19 protein-coding genes and 1 other RNA gene are annotated in these 20,920 nt (G+C 29.3%); 18 read left to right on the forward strand and 2 right to left on the reverse strand.

Translation table 11 applies throughout. The features are described 5' to 3' along the window. The first annotated feature begins 152 nt into the window (after window positions 1-152). The gene (locus tag N4A48_RS07680) at window positions 153-338 is read left to right on the forward strand and encodes a hypothetical protein (RefSeq protein ID WP_293665291.1); all 186 of its coding nucleotides are present in this window, start codon (window positions 153-155) and stop codon (window positions 336-338) included. Window positions 339-734: 396 nt separating this feature from the next. Here the strand turns inward: N4A48_RS07680 and safA are convergent, their stop codons facing one another. Then, complete coding sequence (gene safA / locus N4A48_RS07685; protein WP_330665072.1) at window positions 735-1,355, reverse strand: SafA/ExsA family spore coat assembly protein; 621 nt, start codon at window positions 1,353-1,355, stop codon at window positions 735-737. Between the two features lie 228 nt (window positions 1,356-1,583). On the opposite strand from safA, the gene rpoN reads away from it, so the two are divergent. The 17 genes from rpoN (at window position 1,584) to N4A48_RS07770 (ending at window position 20,519) form a co-directional block, all read left to right on the forward strand. Then, window positions 1,584-2,924, forward strand: coding sequence for an RNA polymerase factor sigma-54 (gene rpoN / locus N4A48_RS07690; protein ID WP_293665292.1), 1,341 nt, complete (start codon window positions 1,584-1,586; stop codon window positions 2,922-2,924). Between the two features lie 177 nt (window positions 2,925-3,101). Beyond that, the gene (locus N4A48_RS07695) at window positions 3,102-4,124 is read left to right on the forward strand and encodes a sugar-binding transcriptional regulator (protein WP_293665293.1); all 1,023 of its coding nucleotides are present in this window, start codon (window positions 3,102-3,104) and stop codon (window positions 4,122-4,124) included. Window positions 4,125-4,176: 52 nt separating this feature from the next. Beyond that, window positions 4,177-5,181, forward strand: a complete 1,005-nt coding sequence (gene gap / locus N4A48_RS07700) for a type I glyceraldehyde-3-phosphate dehydrogenase (protein WP_293665294.1) — start codon at window positions 4,177-4,179, stop codon at window positions 5,179-5,181. A 104-nt stretch (window positions 5,182-5,285) separates the two neighbouring features. Next, on the forward strand, window positions 5,286-6,485 hold the full coding sequence (locus N4A48_RS07705; protein WP_443081749.1) for a phosphoglycerate kinase: 1,200 nt from the start codon (window positions 5,286-5,288) through the stop codon (window positions 6,483-6,485). Between the two features lie 20 nt (window positions 6,486-6,505). Then, a complete protein-coding gene (gene tpiA / locus N4A48_RS07710) occupies window positions 6,506-7,252 on the forward strand; it encodes a triose-phosphate isomerase (RefSeq protein WP_293665295.1) in 747 nt (248 codons plus the stop codon). A gap of 13 nt (window positions 7,253-7,265) precedes the next feature. After that, window positions 7,266-8,792 carry a 2,3-bisphosphoglycerate-independent phosphoglycerate mutase gene (gpmI, locus tag N4A48_RS07715; RefSeq protein ID WP_293665296.1) on the forward strand — a complete coding sequence of 509 codons (1,527 nt, stop codon included), beginning with the start codon at window positions 7,266-7,268 and terminating at the stop codon, window positions 8,790-8,792. Window positions 8,793-8,949: 157 nt separating this feature from the next. After that, window positions 8,950-10,239, forward strand: coding sequence for a phosphopyruvate hydratase (gene eno, locus N4A48_RS07720; protein WP_293665297.1), 1,290 nt, complete (start codon window positions 8,950-8,952; stop codon window positions 10,237-10,239). Between the two features lie 159 nt (window positions 10,240-10,398). Next, a complete protein-coding gene (gene secG / locus N4A48_RS07725; RefSeq protein WP_293665298.1) occupies window positions 10,399-10,626 on the forward strand; it encodes a preprotein translocase subunit SecG in 228 nt (75 codons plus the stop codon). Window positions 10,627-10,798: 172 nt separating this feature from the next. Next, on the forward strand, window positions 10,799-12,817 hold the full coding sequence (locus N4A48_RS07730) for a sodium-translocating pyrophosphatase (protein ID WP_330665073.1): 2,019 nt from the start codon (window positions 10,799-10,801) through the stop codon (window positions 12,815-12,817). A gap of 90 nt (window positions 12,818-12,907) precedes the next feature. Beyond that, the gene (locus N4A48_RS07735; protein ID WP_293665301.1) at window positions 12,908-13,309 is read left to right on the forward strand and encodes a PspC domain-containing protein; all 402 of its coding nucleotides are present in this window, start codon (window positions 12,908-12,910) and stop codon (window positions 13,307-13,309) included. Window position 13,310: 1 nt separating this feature from the next. Next, window positions 13,311-13,484, forward strand: a complete 174-nt coding sequence (locus N4A48_RS07740) for a LiaI-LiaF-like domain-containing protein (RefSeq protein WP_293665302.1) — start codon at window positions 13,311-13,313, stop codon at window positions 13,482-13,484. Between the two features lie 135 nt (window positions 13,485-13,619). Then, a complete protein-coding gene (gene rnr, locus N4A48_RS07745; protein WP_293665303.1) occupies window positions 13,620-15,740 on the forward strand; it encodes a ribonuclease R in 2,121 nt (706 codons plus the stop codon). Window positions 15,741-15,876: 136 nt separating this feature from the next. After that, window positions 15,877-16,335 carry an SsrA-binding protein SmpB gene (gene smpB, locus N4A48_RS07750; RefSeq protein ID WP_293665304.1) on the forward strand — a complete coding sequence of 153 codons (459 nt, stop codon included), beginning with the start codon at window positions 15,877-15,879 and terminating at the stop codon, window positions 16,333-16,335. A gap of 5 nt (window positions 16,336-16,340) precedes the next feature. Further along, window positions 16,341-16,690: a transfer-messenger RNA gene (gene ssrA, locus N4A48_RS07755) on the forward strand. A 314-nt stretch (window positions 16,691-17,004) separates the two neighbouring features. Continuing rightward, window positions 17,005-18,024, forward strand: coding sequence for a dsDNA nuclease domain-containing protein (locus N4A48_RS07760; RefSeq protein ID WP_293665305.1), 1,020 nt, complete (start codon window positions 17,005-17,007; stop codon window positions 18,022-18,024). Then, a complete protein-coding gene (locus N4A48_RS07765) occupies window positions 18,025-19,704 on the forward strand; it encodes a hypothetical protein (protein ID WP_293665306.1) in 1,680 nt (559 codons plus the stop codon). Between the two features lie 461 nt (window positions 19,705-20,165). After that, window positions 20,166-20,519: a hypothetical protein gene (locus tag N4A48_RS07770; RefSeq protein ID WP_293665307.1), complete on the forward strand. Its 354-nt coding sequence runs from the start codon at window positions 20,166-20,168 to the stop codon at window positions 20,517-20,519. A 173-nt stretch (window positions 20,520-20,692) separates the two neighbouring features. Here the strand turns inward: N4A48_RS07770 and N4A48_RS07775 are convergent. Next, window positions 20,693-20,920: hypothetical protein (locus tag N4A48_RS07775; protein WP_330665074.1), on the reverse strand; the 228-nt coding region annotated here is incomplete at its 5' end.

The following is a 20,920-nucleotide window of genomic DNA, read 5'->3' on the forward strand; positions in this document are numbered from 1 at the left end:
GCAGCATTCTTTTTATCAATTGCTGTTTTTCTTATATTGGATATCTTTTATTGTTTTTTGCCATAGGTCTAATCTCCTTCATTATCTTTATTCGAGAATATCATTAATTCTTTCCTACGACAACTATCTTACCACAGGGGGTATATTAGATATTGAATGGAATGATGTATATAGTTGAATTTAAGGGGATTATAAATATTTATAGATTATATCATTCAATACCAATGTTTACTTTAAAGGATATATGTATGAAAAAAATAGATGGTGAATATGTGAATCTATACTATAATAAAAGTGGAGTAGCTATTGTATTTAAAGAGCTAGGAAATATGGTTTAGCTACAATAGCTATAGCACCAAATTGGTATACAGGTGATAATAAAGGTTTTAGGGTGTTGATGGTTTCACCTAAAGCAAATATAAAAAATCATAATATGAAGAGAATAATGAGTGGGTTATATATGTAAAAAAATATTACTAATTCGCTAAACACTACATATAAATAAATGGTATTAAAATGTTAGGGAATGATTTAAATATTTTTGTATAAAACTTGTATTACATCGGTTGAATATCCGTTAAGAAAGTTCGTTGTTTGAACAAAGTGAGTTTAGAACTTTTAGGATATTCAATAAGATGTAATGCTTAGTTTTATAAAAATATTTAACGCATTCACGGTATTTTAATACCATTTATTTTTGCTTAAAGCACAAAATTAAAATTCATTAAGATTTTTTAAGGTCTTATAAACATCTGTGTCCAATACTTAGTTCCATTAGACTTAGTAGCAAGCCCTACTCCTATTTGAGTGAAGTTCGGAGATAATATATTCTTTCTATGTCCTGGAGAGTTCATCCAAGAATTCATAACCGCAGCTGCTGTTTTTTGACCATATGCTATGTTTTCACCTGCAGTTGAGTATTTTATACCAAAGTTTTTCATCATATCAAATGGGCTTCCATAAGTTGGTGATGTATGAGAAAAATAGTTTTTATTTATCATATCTTGAGATTTATATCTTGCAACCCTTGATAATTGCCAGTTTTGAGTAAGTGGACTTAAACCATTCTTAGATCTTTCTATGTTTACAAGTCTTACAACTTCATTTTCTACAGCTTTTACATCGTTGATTTGAGGAATAGTAAGTTGGTTCCCTGGATATATAAGTGCTGGGTTTTTAATTTGAGGATTGGCACTTATTATTTCAGATAATCCAATCTGGTATTTTACAGCAATTTTCCACATACTATCACCTTTAACTACCGTATAAACAGTATCGGCATAAGATATACTTGCACATCCAAATATCAGTAAAAATACAAAACTTACAACATGCAGTTTAAAATTTTTTATCATTTTATAACCTCCTTTAAAATAGAAAAATGTTTAACTTTTAATTAGTATGTCAAAAAAACCGAAAGTTATAGTAAAATATATATATCAAAAATTTCAATAAAAACAAATAAATGGAATTAAAAATGAATAAAAATTAAGGAAGATATATTAATAAATATTAAATTTAAAAAAAGTTTTTTGATATAATAATATTATTAAATATGAGTTTGAGTAAAGGATGGTTTTTTTATGAAAATAAATTTTGGTTTAGAATTAAATCAAAGTCAAAAGTTAATACTTACAAAACAATTGAAACAGTCTTTAGATATATTAAATATGAGTACTCAAGATTTAGAAGAACTTATATCTAAAGAAAAAGAAGAAAATCCTGTTATAGAAGTTGATAAAAATGATGATATAGATTGGGAAAAATACATAGATAATATGAATAATAGAATTTATAATCAAACAAGTTCAGTTAATTATGATAATGAAGATTACAATATAGAAAATATGGTTAAATATAATATTAATCTGTATGAACATTTAAAAAATCAAATAAGCTATTATAGTTTAAATGAAAAAGATAAAGAAATAGTTGAATATATAATAGATTCACTAGATGAGCAAGGATATTTTAAAAGTGATATAGAAGAAGTTGCAAGTATATTAAAAACGACTAAAGAAAATGTAATGAAAAATTTGAAGATAGTACAAACTCTTGAACCTAGTGGAATAGGAGCTAGTAATATAGAAGAATGTTTAATTATTCAATTAAAGGAGAAAAATATACAAGAGAGTATTTTAGAAAATATTGTTCAAAATGATCTGAAATTATTAGCGGATAAAAAGTATAAAGAAGTATGTAAAAAGTATAAAATAACTATGGAAAAATGTGTTGAAATAGTAAAGATAATAAAAATGCTAGATCCTAAACCTGGAAATAGATATACTTCTTCAAAAAATAATTATATAAAACCAGATGTTATAGTTGAGAAAATAGGAAAAGAGTATGAAGTTTATTTAAAAGAAAAAAATACTACCAATATAAAAATAAATAAATTCTATGAAGAAATATTAAAAAATTCTAAAGATGATGAAAATGCTAAACAGTATATAAAGGAAAAACTAAATTCTGCATTTAATCTAGTTAAAAATATAGAAAGTAGAAAAAATACAATACTTAAGATTTCAAAAGAAATAGTGAAATATCAATATGAATTTTTTGAAAATGGAAACAAGTATCTAAAGCCTTTAATATTAAAAGATATAGCTCAAAATTTAGAAATACATGAATCCACAGTTAGTAGAGGTGTAAATGGAAAATATATGCTAACACCACATGGAATATTTGAATTAAAATATTTTTTCAGCAGTGGATTAAAGCAACAAGAAGATATAGCTTCTACTAGTATAAAAACTATAATAAAGGAAATAATACATTCTGAGGATAAGAAAAAACCATATAGTGATTCAAAAATATGTAATCTATTAAAAGAAAAAGATATAAATATATCTAGAAGAACTATTGCAAAATATAGAGAAGAATTAGGTATATCATCATCTTCTAAAAGAAAAGAATTTTATTAGATATTAAATAAATAATATTATTTTAAAAAAATATTGAAAAAATTTCTATATTGGTATAGAATTAAATTAAAGAGTGGGACTGAAAAAAACGATAGGGACTTTTTGGTCCCGCTTAAAAATGATAACATAGGGACAAAAAATGAATACAGGGACAAAAAACTTAAGAGGTATGTGATTATGAAAAATTTGATACAAATTCAGAAAAAAATAATGCCTGAAGTTTTAGATGTTATGTATAGAAGATATAAAATATTAAATAAGATATCATTAAATGAATCTATAGGTAGAAGATCTCTTTCAAACAAATTGGATTTAAGCGAGAGAATAGTAAGATCAGAGGTTGAATTTTTAAAAAAACAAGATCTTATAAATATACATACTTCTGGAATGAGTATAAATGAAAATGGAATCAACCTGCTTAATGATTTGAAGTTATTTATGGATGAAATAATGGGTATTTCTGAGTTAGAAGAAAAAATAAAGAAAAAACTAGGAATAAAAAAAGTTATAATACTACCTGGAAATGCTGATGAGGACTCTCTTGTTATAAAAGATATAGGTAAAGCAACTTACAAATATCTTACTAAAATAATAAAAAATGATTATATAATAGGAGTCACTGGCGGAAATACTATGCTAGAGTTTGCTAATTGTTGTCATGAAACAAAAAGATATGAAAATATATTATTAGTTCCAGCTAGAGGGGGCCTTGGCAAAGAGGTAGAAATTCAATCAAATAATATAGCTGCAATAATTGGTAAAAAATTTGGAGGAAATTATAAACTTTTACATGTTCCTGATAATGTAACTGAAGAAACTCTAAATAGCTTAATATTAGAGCCTGAGATAAATAATACACTAAATTATATACAAAATGTAGATGCTTTAGTGTTTGGCATTGGAAGAGCAGATGATATGGCAAGGAGAAGAAAGATGCCAGACTCTCACTATCAGTACATAATGTCAAAAGAAGCTGTAGGTGAAGCTTTTGGTTATTATTTTAACAGAGAAGGTGAAATAATATACGAGACTAGCACTATAGGGATAAAGCTTGAAAATTTTAAATCTATAAAAAATACTATAGGAATAGTTGGAGGAAGAAGAAAAGCAGAAGCAATACTTGCTATATCAAAGATAAAAAGTGATTTAGTCTTGATTACTGATGAAGGTGCTGCAAATAAAATATGTGAACTAATTTAATATTATAAATTAGTTTGCAATTTAAAATATAAATTAATTAGGAGGAATAAATATGATTAAAGTTGCTATTAATGGATTTGGAAGAATAGGTAGATTGGCATTAAGAACAATGTTAGATAAAAGTGAGTTTGAAGTAGTTGCAATAAATGATTTAACAGATGCTAAGACATTAGCTCACTTATTCAAGTATGATTCAGCTCAAGGGCGTTTCAATGGAGAAATAGAAGTTAAAGAAGGTGCTTTTATTGTAAACGGAAAAGAAATAAAAGTAACTGCTGAAGCTAACCCAGAAAACTTACCTTGGAAAGAATTGGGAGTAGATGTAGTACTTGAGTGTACTGGATTCTTTACTGAAAAAGAAAAAGCAGAAGGACACATTAAAGCAGGAGCTAAGAAGGTTGTTGTATCTGCACCAGCAAAAGGTGACTTAAAAACTGTAGTATTCAATGTTAACCATGAGATATTAGATGGATCAGAAACAGTTATATCAGGAGCTTCTTGTACTACTAACTGTTTAGCTCCTATGGTTAAAGTATTAAATGATAAATTTAAATTAACAAAAGGATTTATGACTACTATACATGCTTACACTAACGATCAAAATACATTAGATGCACCACACAGAAAAGGAGATCTTCGTCGTGCAAGAGCTGCTGCTTCTAATATAGTTCCAGGATCAACAGGAGCTGCAAAAGCTATAGGTCTTGTTATACCAGAACTTAAAGGTAAATTAGACGGAGGAGCTCAAAGAGTTCCAGTTATAACAGGTTCATTAACTGAACTTGTTTGTACACTTAAAACTAAGGTAACAGTAGAAGAAGTTAACGAAGCTATGAAGGCTGCTGCTAATGAGTCATATGGATACACTGAAGAGCCATTAGTATCTTCTGATATAATTGGAATGCACTTTGGATCGCTATTTGATGGTACTCAAACTAAGGTTATGGAAGTTAATGGAGAACAATTAGTTAAGGTTGCTGCTTGGTATGATAACGAAATGTCATATACAGCTCAATTAATAAGAACTTTACAACACTTTGTAAACCTTTCAAAATAATATTATAATTTAAGTTCTAAACAAGTCCGAGTTTGTAGTGTATACTACGGACTCTGGACTTTTTATGGTTGAATTAAAATATAAAAAGTAAGGAGCTGTATGCTATGTCAATGTTAAATAAAAAGACTATAGAAAATATAGATGTAAGCGGAAAAAAAGTATTAGTAAGATGTGACTTTAATGTACCTTTAAAAGATAGTGTTATAACTGATGAGAACAGATTAGTTGGAGCCCTACCTACTATAAAATATTTAATAGAAAATAAAGCAAAAGTTATTTTATGTTCTCACCTAGGTAAGCCAAAGGGAGAAGCTAAGCCAGAGCTTTCGTTAGCACCTGTAGCTAAGAGATTATCAGAAATGTTAAATAAAGAAGTTATATTTGCAGCAGATGATAATGTCGTAGGAGACAATGCTAAAAAAGCAGTTAATAATATGAAAGACTCAGATGTAGTTTTACTTCAAAATACTAGATACAGAAAAGAAGAAACTAAAAATGAAGAAGCTTTCTCAAAAGAATTAGCCTCTTTAGCTGATGTATTCGTAAATGATGCATTTGGAACTGCTCATAGAGCTCATTGTTCTACTGTTGGAGTTAGTGAATTTGTAAAAACTAGTGCATGCGGATATTTAATTCAAAAAGAATTGAAGTTCTTAGGAGAAGCAGTTGAAGCTCCAGTAAGACCATTTGTAGCTATACTTGGAGGAGCAAAGGTTTCTGATAAGATAAATGTTATAAATAATTTACTTGAAAAAGTAGATACTTTAATTATCGGTGGAGGAATGGCTTATACATTCTTAAAAGCTCAAGGATATGAAATAGGAACTTCTTTACTTGAAGAAGATAAAATGGATTATTCAATGGAGATGCTTAAAAAAGCAAAAGAAAAGGGAGTTAAACTATTACTTCCAGTTGACCATGTTACTGGAGAAAAGTTTGATAAAGATACAGCTCCTGTTAATACGGATAGTGAGAATATAAAAGAAGGATTTATGGGACTTGATATAGGACCTAAAACTGCAAAGTTATATGCTGATGCTGTTAAAGAAGCTAAAACGGTTATATGGAATGGACCTATGGGAGTATTCGAGTTTGAAAATTTTGCAAAGGGAACTATAGAAGTTGCAAAGGCTATGGCAGATGCGGATGCTACAACTGTAATCGGTGGAGGAGATAGTGCTGCTGCTGTAAATATATTAGGCTTTGGAGATAAGATGACTCACATATCTACTGGTGGAGGAGCTTCACTTGAATTCTTAGAAGGAAAAGAGCTTCCAGGAATAGTAGCTTTAAACAATAAATAATTTAAAAGGGGAGTGTAGTTATGAGAAAACCTATTATTGCAGGAAACTGGAAAATGCATAAAACTATAAAAGAGGCTGTTGAATTTGTTAATGAAGTTAAATCTGAAATAAAAGGAACTGATGTTGAAGCTGTTATTTGTGCTCCTTTTACTTTACTTAAGGATTTAAAAGAAGCTGCAAAAGAAACAAATATTAAAATCGGTGCTCAAAATATGCATTTTGAAGAAAAAGGTGCTTTCACTGGAGAAATATCTCCTCTTATGTTAAAAGAAATAGATGTTGACTACGTTGTAATAGGTCACTCTGAGAGAAGACAATACTTCAACGAAACTGATGAAACTGTAAACAAGAAGGTTATAAAAGCTTTAGAGTATAAAATAAATCCTATAATTTGTGTTGGTGAAACTTTAGAAGAAAGAGAAGCTGATAAAACTAAGGATGTAGTTAAGGTTCAAGTTGAAAAAGCATTAGCAAATGTAGATGAAAAAGATATAAAGGATATAGTTATAGCTTATGAGCCAATATGGGCTATAGGTACAGGTAAAACATCTAGTAGTAAAGATGCTAATGATGTTATATCTTATATAAGAGAAGTTGTAGCTAATGTATATTCTGAAGAAACTGCGGAAGAAGTTAGAATACAATATGGCGGAAGTGTTAAGCCTGCTAATGTTGAAGAAATAATGAACGAGTCAGATATAGATGGTGCTTTAGTTGGTGGAGCGAGTCTTCAGCCAAAAGATTACGTAGAACTTGTTAATTTCTAAGGAGTTGATAGACATGAAAAAGCCTATAGCTTTGATTATATTAGATGGTTGGGGTATTAATGATTCGGATTTAGGAAATGCAATAAAGAAAGCTAAAACTCCTAATATGGATGAATATATAACAAAATACCCTTGTACTTCAATAAAGACAAGTGGAGAATATGTGGGTCTTCCAAATGGACAAATGGGAAATTCAGAGGTTGGACACTTAAACATTGGAGCAGGAAGAATAGTATATCAAGAGCTTACTAGAATAACTAAAGCTATAAAAGATGGAGATTTATTTAAAAATGAAGAATTATTAAAAGCTATTAATAATTCAAAGCAAAATAATAAAAATCTTCATATAATGGGTCTTTTATCTGATGGAGGAGTGCACTCTCATATAAATCACTTAAAAGGACTTTTAGAATTTTCTAAAAGAGAAGGACTTGAAAAAGTATACGTACATGCAATTTTAGATGGAAGAGATACAGACCCTAAAAGTGCAATTAAATATATAGATGAAATAGAATCTTACATGAAAGAAATAGGAGTAGGTAAAATAGCTACTGTTTCTGGAAGATATTATTCAATGGATAGAGATAATAGATGGGAAAGAATCGAACTTGGATATAATAGTATGGTTCTATCTAAAGGAGAAACAGCAAATAGTGCAAAACAAGCAGTTGAAAAAGCATATAATGAAGATAAAACTGATGAATTTGTACTTCCTACTGTAATACTTGAAGATAATAAACCTATAGCTAAAATAGAAGAAAATGATTCAATTGTATTTTTTAACTTTAGACCAGATAGAGCAAGACAAATAACAAGAAGTATAGCATCAAAAGATTTTGATGGCTTTAAAAGAGACTATATAAACACTGTATTTGTTTGTATGACTCAATACGATATAACGATAAATGAAGTGAATATTGCATATAAGCCTCAAAAACTTACTAATACATTAGGTGAATATTTAAGTTCTAAGGATATAAAACAACTTAGAATTGCAGAAACTGAAAAATATGCTCATGTTACATTCTTTTTCAATGGAGGAGTAGAAGAACCTAATGAAGGAGAAGAAAGATGCTTAATACCATCGCCTAAGGTTGCCACATATGATTTGAAACCTGAAATGTCAGCTTATGAAGTTACAGAAAATTTAATTAAAAGACTTGATGAAAATAAGTATGATTTTATAGTTTTAAACTATGCAAATCCAGATATGGTAGGGCATACAGGAGTTATAGATGCTACTGTTAAAGCTGTTGAAACTATAGATGAATGTCTTGGAAAAATTATAGAAAAGATAGTTTCATTAGGCGGAAAAGCTATAATTACAGCAGATCATGGAAATGCTGAGCATATGACTGATGAAGATGGTAATACAGTTACTTCTCATTCTACAAACGAAGTTCCATGTATATTTGTAACTGATGAAGATGTTAAGTTAAAAGCTGGAGGTAGACTTTGTGATTTAGCACCTACTTTACTTGAAACTATGAATATACAAAAGCCTGAGGAAATGACTGGAAATAGTCTTATTATCAAGTGAAACTTATCTTCAGGTGGAGTTTGTAACTCCATCTGAAGGTTAGTTGAACTTATCCAGAAGCTGTAGAGTTCTCATCTCCAACCTGAAGAGGATGGAGTCTTAGAACTCTTAGCTTTCGGATAAAATAAATCTGTTAATTTAGAGAGGAGAAACAAATATGAGTTTTATTCAAGAAGTATACGCTAGAGAGATATTAGATTCAAGAGGAAACCCAACTGTTGAGGTTGAAGTTATGCTTGAAAGTGGAGAAATAGGAAGAGCAATAGTTCCATCTGGAGCTTCTACTGGAGCTTTTGAAGCTGTTGAACTTAGAGATAAAGATAAAGGAAGATACTTAGGTAAAGGAGTTACTAAAGCTGTTGATAATGTAAACAATATAATAGCTCCAGAACTTGAAGGTATGAATATATTTGATCAAGTAGGAATAGATAATTTATTAATAGATATTGATGGAACTAAGAATAAAGGAAAATTAGGAGCTAATGCAATACTTGGAGTTTCTATGGCTGTAGCTAGAGCTGCTGCTGAAGAACTAGGACTTCCATTATTCCAATATATTGGTGGAGTAAATGCAAAGCAACTTCCAGTTCCAATGATGAACATCTTAAATGGTGGAGAACATGCTGATAACAACGTTGATATCCAAGAATTCATGATAATGCCTGTTGGAGCTTGTTGTTTTAAAGAAGCTTTAAGAATGTGTGCTGAAATATACCACAACTTAAAGAAAGTATTACAAGAAAAAGGACTTGGAACTGGTGTAGGTGATGAGGGAGGATTTGCTCCAAACTTAGCATCAAATGAAGAAGCTTTACAAGTAATAGTTGAAGCTGTTAAAGTTTCTGGATACGAGCCAGGAAAAGATATCAAAATAGCTATAGATGCAGCTGCTACAGAGTTCTACAATAAAGAAACTAAAAAGTATGTATTAGCTGGAGAAGGAAGAGAGTTATCTGTTGAAGAAATGGTAGACTTCTATGCTAGTTTAGTTGAAAAATACCCAATTATATCTCTTGAAGATGCATTAGATGAAGATGATTGGGATGGATGGAAGTTACTTACTGAAAAATTAGGTAGCAAGATTCAATTAGTTGGAGATGATTTATTCGTTACCAACACTGAGAGATTATCAAAAGGTATAGAAAATGGTATAGCAAACTCTATACTTATAAAGCTTAACCAAATAGGAACTATAACTGAAACTTTAGATGCTATACAAATGGCTAACAGAGCTGGATATACAGCAGTTATATCTCATAGATCTGGAGAAACTGAAGATACTATCATAGCTGATTTAGCTGTTGCACTTAATGCAGGACAAATCAAGACTGGTGCTCCTTGTAGAACTGATAGAGTTGCTAAGTACAACCAATTATTAAGAATCGAAGAAATAGTTGGAGAAGTAGCTCAATACCCTGGAATGAATGCTTTCTTTAACTTAAAATAATAAAAAACTATAGGGAGGATTTATGTCCTTCCTATTTTTGTGTATACAACTAAGGCATATTAAAAAAATAATTATCTAATATACTTTGTTAATTGAATTATTAATTTATATATGTTAAACTAACTATATTAATTGAGCTTAAAACCAAGGAGGTGCATTATGAAGACTTTTTTAATGGTAGTTCAACTTATAACTAGTATAGTATTAATTGTAAGTGTATTACTTCAATCAGGAAAAAGCGCAGGTCTTTCTGGAAGTATAGCAGGAGGGGCAGAACAAGCTATGGGAACTAAAGCAAGAGGTTTAGATGCTTTATTTTCAAAGGTGACATCTGTTTGTGCAACTTTATTTATATTAGTAGCACTAGCATTAGTTGCTATACAATAGTTTTGTATTCTAGCAAATTAAAAAATGACGCTTATTAGAATATCTATAGATATTCTAATAAGCGTCATTTTTAATTTAATCCAAATATATATCATAATAGGACAAATAAAATAATATAAAACTAATATAGCTATTTAAAAGCTAAAATAAATCTTAAAGGGAGGTTATGAAAATGATCTTATATTCAGGCATTGCATCAATTGCAGGCATTATAGCCTTGTTATTTGCATTCATACTAGCAAATAAGATTAACAGGGTAGAGGTTGGTACTGATAGGATGAAGGAAATTTCTTCATACATACAAGAAGGTGCTATGGCTTTTCTGACTAGAGAGTACAAAACCTTGGTTTTATTTGTAGGAGCTATATTTATAGTTTTATGTTTATTTATAAATCCACTTACAGGAGTCTGTTTTTTAGTAGGAGCGTTATTTTCTACATTTGCAGGTTTTTTTGGAATGAAGGTTGCAACAAAAGCAAATGTAAGAACAGCAAACGCAGCAAAAGAAGATGGAATGAACAAAGCGTTAAGCATTGCATTTTCTGGAGGAGCTGTAATGGGGATGACGGTAGTAGGTCTTGGAATTTTAGGAGTTGGATTTTTATTTTTAATTCTTTATACATTAGGGAATAATCCTTCTGAATCAGCAAAGATACTTACAGGATTTGGTCTTGGAGCATCTTCTCTTGCTTTATTTGGGCGCGTTGGAGGAGGTATATATACAAAGGCTGCTGATGTAGGAGCAGACCTTGTAGGTAAAGTTGAGGCTGGAATACCAGAAGATGATCCTAGAAATCCTGCTGTTATAGCTGATAATGTAGGAGATAATGTAGGTGACGTTGCAGGTATGGGTGCTGATTTATTTGAATCGTACGTAGGATCATTAATAGCTGCGATAACACTTGGACTTATATCATATGGGATAAACGGAGCTATATTCCCTCTATTATTATCAGCAGGTGGAATAATAGGAAGTGTATTAGGAACATTTTTTGTAAAAGCAGATGAAAAAAGTGATCCTCATAAAGCTCTTAAGATAGGAACTTATGTATCTTCAATTTTAACTATGGGCTTTGGATTTTTCTTATCAAACAACTTATTAGGAGATTTAAAAGGATTTTGGGCAGTATTAATAGGTATAATAGTTGGAATGTGTATAGGACAATTAACTGAAATATATACATCTAGTGATTATTCTCATGTTAAAAAAATTGCTTATCAATCTGAAACAGGACCTGCCACAACTATAATATCAGGATTAGCAGTTGGGATGAGATCTACATTATGGCCTATATTAGTTATGGCTCTTGGAATATTGATATCTTATTCTATTTCGGGAGTTTATGGAATAGCACTTGCATCTGTAGGAATGCTATCAACAGCTGGAATGACAATTGCTGTTGATGCTTATGGACCTATAGCTGATAATGCAGGTGGAATAGCAGAAATGTGTGAACTTCCAAGTGAAGTTAGAAATATAACTGATAAACTAGATTCAGTTGGAAATACTACAGCTGCTATTGGAAAAGGATTTGCAATAGGTTCAGCAGCACTCGCAGCACTTGCCTTATTTGCATCATATACACAAGCTGCAAACCTTAGTGGAATAGATATAACTAATCCTGTAGTTATATCAGGTATGTTAATAGGAGGAATGCTTCCGTTTTTATTCTCAGCTATGACTATGGAAGCTGTAGGAAAAGCAGCTTTTGAAATGATAGAAGAAGTTAGAAGACAATTTAGAGAAATGCCTGGAATAATGCAGGGAACTACAAAACCAGATTATGCAAAATGTGTTGATATATCTACAGCATCGGCTTTAAAACAAATGGTATTACCTGGAGTAATTGCAGTGTTATCTCCTGTATTAACTGGATTGTTACTTGGAACAGAAGGTTTAGGAGGTCTTTTAGCTGGAGCGTTAGTAGCGGGTATACTTATGGCTATAATGATGTCAAATGCAGGTGGAGCATGGGATAATGCAAAAAAATATATAGAAGAAGGAAATCATGGAGGTAAAGGAAGTGAACCTCACAAAGCGGCTGTTGTAGGAGATACGGTAGGAGATCCATTTAAGGATACATCAGGTCCATCTATAAATATTCTAATTAAGCTTATGACTATAGTATCGTTAGTATTTGCTCCATTATTTGTTCAATATGGAGGAATATTACTAAAAATATTAAAATAAACCTTTAAATATTCAAAAGAACTGTATATTATATTAATATACAGTTCTTTTGAATATTTAAAGAAATATATTAAGAAAGGAAGGTATTTTATGAACAAAAAACTTTATAAATCTTTAGATGATAGAGTTCTGGCTGGAGTTTGTGGAGGACTGGCAAAATACTTTGATATTGATTCAACTATAGTTAGAGTTTTATGGATATTAGGATTTTTTGCAGGTGGATTAGGAATTGTTGCCTACATAATATGTGCAGTTATAATACCACAAGAAAGCTTTAGTGAATATAATAAGAATAAAAGCAAAAGTATATATGAATATAATAAGGAAACACATAGTAAAAACAAGGTTTTACTAGGGATAATATTGATTTCAATAGGGGTTTTTAGCTTGATAGATGAATATCTATATTGGATAGATATAGAAAGATTATGGCCTATAATATTTATTATAATTGGAATATATATTATAGTGAAGAAACAGGGAGATGTTTAGTATGAATAAGGGCGGATTGATTTGGGGTATATTGTTCATTGTTTTAGGGATAGGATGGACTTTAGAAAATTTCAATATTATACATGTAGATACTATAGATATATTAGTTAAATTTTGGCCTGTAATACTAATTGGTATAGGTGTTAATATTATTTTTGGAAATAGAAAAAAATGATGTATTAATATGGAGAAAATGGTATTATAAAATCTAGTGTTAAAATTTATATTACTAAAAATAGGATTTAAAATAATAATAAATGGAAAACATATAACTATAATTAAAACTTTAATTTTAATAGGAGGGTATTCGATGATACCAGGAATGAAAGAAACATTACTTATGTTTATGAAAGAAAGCGCATACAATCCTTTAACTAAAGAGGAACTTTCAAATATATTTGATATACATCCAGCTGAAAGAGCGATGTTTTATAACTTTTTAGATGAACTTGAAGAAGAGGGAGAAATATATAAAACTAAAAAGAAGAGATATGGTCTTCCTACTAAAATGAACTTATTTGTTGGAAGAATGCAAATGCATCAAAGAGGGTTTGGATTTGTTGTCTCAAATGAAGAAGGAGTAGAAGATCTTTTTATACCAGCAGAACATTTAAATGGAGCTATGCACAATGATAAGGTTGTAGCTAGAATAATGGAAACAGCAAAAGAGAGTAGACGTGCAGAGGGTGAAGTTATAAAAATAGTTGAAAGATCTATTAAGACGGTAGTTGGAGTTTATGAGTCAAGTAAAAACTTTGGATTTGTAGTGGCTGATAACAAGAGATTCACAAGAGATATATATATACCAAAAGCAGAATCTTTAAGAGCTAGACACGGTGATAAGGTGGTTTGTGAAATAACTCAATGGCCTAAAAAAGGAAGAAATCCAGAGGGAAGAATAATAGAGGTACTAGGTAAGAAAGGTGAAAGAGGAGTAGATATACTATCTGTAATTAGAGAGCTTGACTTACCAGAAGAATTTCCTAATAAGGTACTAGCAGAAGCACAAAGAATAAGTGATGAAATACCTAAAGAAGAGATAAATAGAAGAGTAGACCTTAGAGGTATAACTACGTTTACTATAGATGGAGCAGATGCTAAGGACTTAGATGATGCAGTATCTATAGAGGTTCTTGAAAATGGAAATTATAAATTAGGAGTTCATATAGCTGATGTAACTCATTATGTTAAAGAGGGAAGTAAGCTTGATAAAGAAGCTTTAAAAAGAGGAACTTCTGTATACTTAATAGATAGAGTAATTCCTATGCTTCCAACTAAATTATCAAATGGACTATGTAGTTTAAATCCAAATGTAGATAGACTTACTTTATCTATATTTATGGAAATAGATGATAGTGGTAATGTTTTAAATCATGAAATAGTTGAATCTGTAATAAATACTAAAGCCAGAATGGTATATACTGATGTATCTGATATACTTGAAAATGAAGATGAGAATCTTATAAATAAGTATAGTGATTTAGTAGAAGATTTTAGAACTATGGAAAAACTTGCAAAGATACTTATGAAGAGAAGATCATCAAGAGGAGCTATAGATTTTGATTTTGCAGAAGCTAAGATAATACTTGATAAGAATGGAAAGGTATTAGACGTTAAAAAGTATGAAAGAAGAATAGCTAATAAAATAATAGAAGAATTCATGCTTGTAAGTAATGAAACAGTAGCTGAACACTTCTTTTGGCTTAAGATACCTTTTGTTTATAGAATACATGAAACTCCAAGTCTAGAGAGAATAGATCAATTTAATAAATTTGTAGCAACATTTGGATATCATATAAAGGGAAATCTTGAAGAAATACATCCAAAGAGCCTACAGGGACTATTAAATGATATTAAAGGAACGAATGAAGAATTGGTTGTTTCTACACTTATGCTAAGATCATTAAAGCAGGCTAGATATTCACCAGATTGTTCTGGACACTTTGGGCTTGCCGCAAAATATTATTCTCACTATACATCACCTATAAGAAGATATCCAGATCTTCAAATACACAGAATAATAAAAGAATCTATAAATGGAAAGATAGACGAGAAGAGATTGCAAAAACTTAAACAGATAGTAGCATATTCAGCAGATCAGTCATCTTTAAGAGAAAGAGCAGCAGATGATGCTCAAAGAGAAGTTGAAGATCTTAAAAAAGCAGAATATATGGCTGATAGAATCGGAGAAGAATTTGAAGGAAGAATATCTAGTGTAACATCATTTGGTATGTTTATAGAGATAGAGAACACTATAGAAGGACTTATAAGGCTATCTAATTTAAATGATGACTATTATATATTTGATTCTGATAACTACGTTTTAATTGGAGAGCACACTAAGAAAACTTATAAAATAGGAGATAGCTTAAGAGTGAAAGTAGCTAGTGTTAATATAGATTTTAAAGAAATAGAGCTTACAATAGTATAAAATTTGATAAAGTGAAAATAATAAGATTAAGATTTGAGTTTTAAAGTTTAGACTCAAGTCTTAATCTTGACAATTAAATTCAGATATGATATTATTATTCTCACGATAAGTATTGAAGTAGTAAGAGGGTGAAATTATGGGTGAAGGAAATAAAATCTTAGCATCAAACAGAAAGGCAAGACATAACTATTTTATAGAGGAAGTGTATGAAGCAGGTATTGAGCTTAAAGGTACAGAGGTTAAATCTATAAGAGCAGGTAAACTGAACTTAGGAGATGGATATGCTTCTGTTGATAATGAAGAGGTGTTTTTAAGACAAGTTCATATAAGCCCATATGAGCAAGGAAATATATTTAATGTAGATCCTCTTAGAGTTAGAAAGCTATTACTTCATAAGCAAGAAATAAGAAAGCTTATTGGACTTATAAACCAACAAGGATATTCCTTAATACCTCTTAGTGTATACTTAAAAAGAGGTAAGGTTAAAGTATCAATAGGACTTGCTAAAGGGAAGAAGCTTTATGATAAACGCCATGATTTAGCTAAAAAAGATGCTCAAAGACGTATTCAAAGAGAAATGTCGAGCAGATACTAAAACATGGGGGCGTAAAGGTTTCGACGGGGGTTTGGAACTTAGAGTAGCGAGTCATGTTTCTCTAGGACATGTAAAAACTAGGGATTAAATATAAACGCAAACGATAATTACGCTTTAGCAGCCTAATAGTGCTGCTCGTTTTACCTAACTTGCCCACGGGTTAGACTAGAACGTCATTGAAGTGGGGACCTATCTTTAGGGTGCCTTGACTAAAGACAGATTAACTAAGGCTGGTCGATCTTATAGCCCGCTACTAGGCCATAAGAGAGACGAGAACTTAATATAGTAGATACACTCGTAGAAGCTTTAGGGAAAGAGCTTTCGGACAGGGGTTCGATTCCCCTCGCCTCCACCAATGAAACCCACAACCATATCATATAGGTATGGTTGTTTTTTAATTTATATAAATAATAAATAGTTAAACTGGATTAAATTGGGTTTAACTATTTATTATTTATATGAAGTTAATCTTATCATAAGTAAAGGCGGTTTTTGTTGAGAGTACAATCTGTTTTATTTGGTAGATAGCTTATTTTCAATGTTCGTTAATGAGAGTAGGAAATAATTTATACAAATTGTATGAATTTATAATTCTATAAATGATAATATGTTATAATTAAGTTAAAATAATACATATTTGGTAATTGTACTCTTTAAGAGGGGGGTTATATGCTAGACAACGCTATAATTGAAAAAATACAATCAATGCCTGACTCCGAAAAAGGTGGAGATAATGCTTTAGATGGTTTTGAATTTCAAGTTTCTTCAGCCGTATATCTAATGTTTAAAGAAATCGAAAATAAAAACAAATGTGCTCTTATATATGAAAAAGTTGAAGATTTTATTATTTTCACTGATGAAATTCAATTATATCAAGCTAAAAGTATCAATAGGAACTTAACGCCTAATGTTTTATATAGTAGCCAAAAAAAGACAAAACAAAATGAGTCAACATTATCTATTATTGAGAAAATGAATAATAATTATTCTTCTATAAAAGAAGTTTTTCCATCACACTCGGTATATAACAATCTAGTGATTTGTGAAAATCAAACATTCTCTAAAAAACTATCAAAAGATTGTAAAGATTTAAAAGTGTTGAATTTTGATTTATTAAAGGAAGAAGCAAAAAGGGATATTATAAACAATACAACAATAAAAAAATATGATTGGTCTAATATGAGAGCTATTAGATTGATACCAAAAAATAGACATGAAGAAGTTACTAGAATATTTATTGAAGATGTCATAAAAAATATTATGGGTGAAAACAAAATTAATAGTTTAGCTTTATATAATACTCTTACAAATGAAATAAGAAAAATAAGAAAAAATAAAACTAAGCTAACATCTGAATTTGTTATGGATAAGATTAATAAATTTGCTAGTTTTGAAGAGGACTTAGAATATAGAAACTATGTACATTTTCTAAATGACGAAGATGGTAAAAATTTCAAAATATGTATGAATTTTAATACTTTTAAGAATTGTATTAGAATAAATAATGATCCAAGTGTCCAAGATTATAATAGTATTAGAAAATATTACAGAGATAATCAATTTAGTAATGTATATGAGGTTTTTGAGTCAATAAAAGCTAATCAAAGTTTTGAGAATATGTGTTTAATATTAGATGAATGTGAAATTAAAGCATTAATATTATTAGTAATAGCAAAGGAGATGAATTAAGTGAATTTTTTTATAAACGAGTTTTCAATTTTATCACCAACTGAAAAAAAAGCTTTTAATGAGAAGTTTGAAGAAAAAATTAATTTAGTTATTGGTGAAAAAGATTCTGGTAAGTCTTCTTTAGCTCGCTCAATACTATATACTCTAGGTTGTGATGTTAGAAATTTGGATTTTATATCTAAAATGCCAGAAAATATTTATATCATTGATTTTAATATAGATGAAAATAATTATCTTTTAATTAGAAAAAAATTAAAAGGTGGTAAAGGTAAAAATTTCTTCAAAATAATTAGAAATAGAGACGAGATCAAAAATTTTTATGATACTAAAGGATTTAAGGATTACTTAAATGATATTATGGGGATAGAATTAGTCACTACAGATAGAGAGAATCGAGAGACGAAACTTTATCCAAATCATATATTTCTACCTTTTTATACAGACCAAGATTTTAGTTGGCAAAGTTATTTAACATCTACTTTTACAGGAATACCATTTATAAATAATTATAAAAAAATTATTTTGGAGTATTTTACTGGAGCACGTTCTAATGAATACTACAAACTTCAATTACAGAAAAATATACTTAATAGTAGATTAATTGAAAGAGATGCGTTAATAAAAAGTAAAGAATTAATAATTGAAGAAAATAATAAGAATATAAAAATAATAGAGAATATCAATATTGAAGAGTTTCAAAGACAATATGAATATGCCTTAAACATGTATAATAACATTGTTGAAACAGAGCACAAGTTAAAAAGAGAGCTTAATGAAAAAATTTATAAAAAGAATTCATTGCTAGAAATGAAGGTTAAATTAGACTCTTCAATTGATGAAATAATAAATCAAGAATTAGGAGAGAAGTGTCCTAATTGTAAACAGGAAATCCATAAGGATATGGAGGAAAATTATAAGTTACTATTAACTCAGCAGAATCTCATTAAAGAAAGAGAAAAATTAAATATGTATCTTGAGGAAGCTGAAGAAGAAATAAGTTATTCAATGAGTAATGTTAAAAATATAAAGTATGAAAATGTTGAACTTAGAAATAAACTAAATGCTGATGCAGAAATTATTAAGTTATCAGATAGAGCTAATAGCTATGCTTTAAATCAAGTTAATGAAAAGTTACTAGATGAGGTTTCAAAGTTAAGAGTCTTAAGAGATAAAGATCAAGAAAGCTTGGAAAAGGTCGAAAAAAGCTTAAATGATTTAAATAAGATTAATGTTGCAAAAGAATATAAAGAACTAATGATAAAAGCATTTGAGGATTTAGAAATACCGTTTGCATATAAGAATTATTACGTTTCAAACCTTGAATCAGTGAATATAATGTTATCAGGAGCAACAAAAGTACAGGCGTATATTGCACAGTATTTATCAATATATAGAATGGCAATAAATGCTGAAAATACTATAAACATTCCAATGTTTATTGATACCTTTTTAAAAGATGATTTTAATGGTCAAGAAAAGGATAGAACGTCAAAATACATTTTTAATAATCTTAAAGATAATTTTCAATCTTTCATTTTTATTTCTAACAATGAACAAACAATTGAATCTATATCAAGTTACGAGTATAATGAAATAGATTTAGTAGGTAGGGGAAATTTATTAAATAAAGATTACAATTCAATTTATGATCGATATGTAGAATTGCTAAAAGAAGCTTAATTTTAATGAATTATTATTTGAAAATAGTATTAATAATAGAATTAGGAAGTATATAAAATTATATAAAAAAACTCTAATCTTTTTACTTAAAGATTAGAGTTTTTTTATAGGAACTTATTCAAATAGAGAAAATATTTAATTTAAAAACACAACATTTTCAATAGATTTTTTTTCACCTAATGAATCATGCTAATTCAGAGTAAATCCGTTTTTAAGATTATTATAAATATATATTATTTAAATAAGAGAATGATAGAAAGGAGACATGATATTGAAACAGTCAATAAAAGTGCAGTAGAAACAGTAGTAGTAAGATTGAGGTTGGAGCAGTATGAATTGTAAATTTGTTTTCTAAGATTGATACTTAAAAAGATTGATATTGAAGATTAGCCCAAGAGAGTAATTAAAATAATAAATTACTTTCTTGGGCTTTTATATTTTATAAAAAGGAGAGATACACCATGATAAAAATAGCTCATGTAAAGGAAACTGAAAACTTAGACTTACCAAAGGAAGTAGTAGAAGTAATTAAATCGGTAGCATCTATACTAGATAGTGAGTACGGAGAAGATAGGTATGTAGAAGGAGGCGATGGGGGTTATATTTTAGTAATTGAAGCTAAAGAAGATTTTGAAAAACTAAAGGAAATTTACATTGATGTAGATGATATTATTCCAGAATACGTTGATAAAATAACTGTAGAAGGAGGAGAAGATTACACTAATTCTTTAATACTTTGTAATAATGACTTTGGAATATCTCTAATAATTCAAATGAGACTAACTCCTAAAATACTACTAGAGGACATGGAATAGACTAAAGTAGCGACAGTAGAATCAAAAAAGTAAAGGTGATAGATAGAATGAATAAAAATCAAAGAAAGAGAGTAGATGTAGTTACAATTGTCACTTTTGTCGCTAAAAAAGGAATAAAAATATTACAATAGCTAAATCAAGAGAACTAATAAAAATCGATTTGGCTTAAAAAATTACTTAGATTTTCTAACTATACTTTTAGCTCTTAAATAAGCTAAAATTTCTTTCTTATCTTCATCAGACCATAAATTAAAATCTTTAAACTCTTCTAAAATTTTCTTGAAGTCAGGATTAGATAAAATTTTAGAATCAAAGTTAATAGCATTTTCATTAGTTTCATCAAGAAGGTAACTAATAGTGGTATTAAGTCCTCTAGCAATATCTATAAGCCTATCTAATGA

Origin of the sequence: Tepidibacter sp. (assembly GCF_025210165.1) — a bacterium.
In the GTDB taxonomy this organism is placed as follows: domain Bacteria; phylum Bacillota; class Clostridia; order Peptostreptococcales; family Peptostreptococcaceae; genus Tepidibacter_A.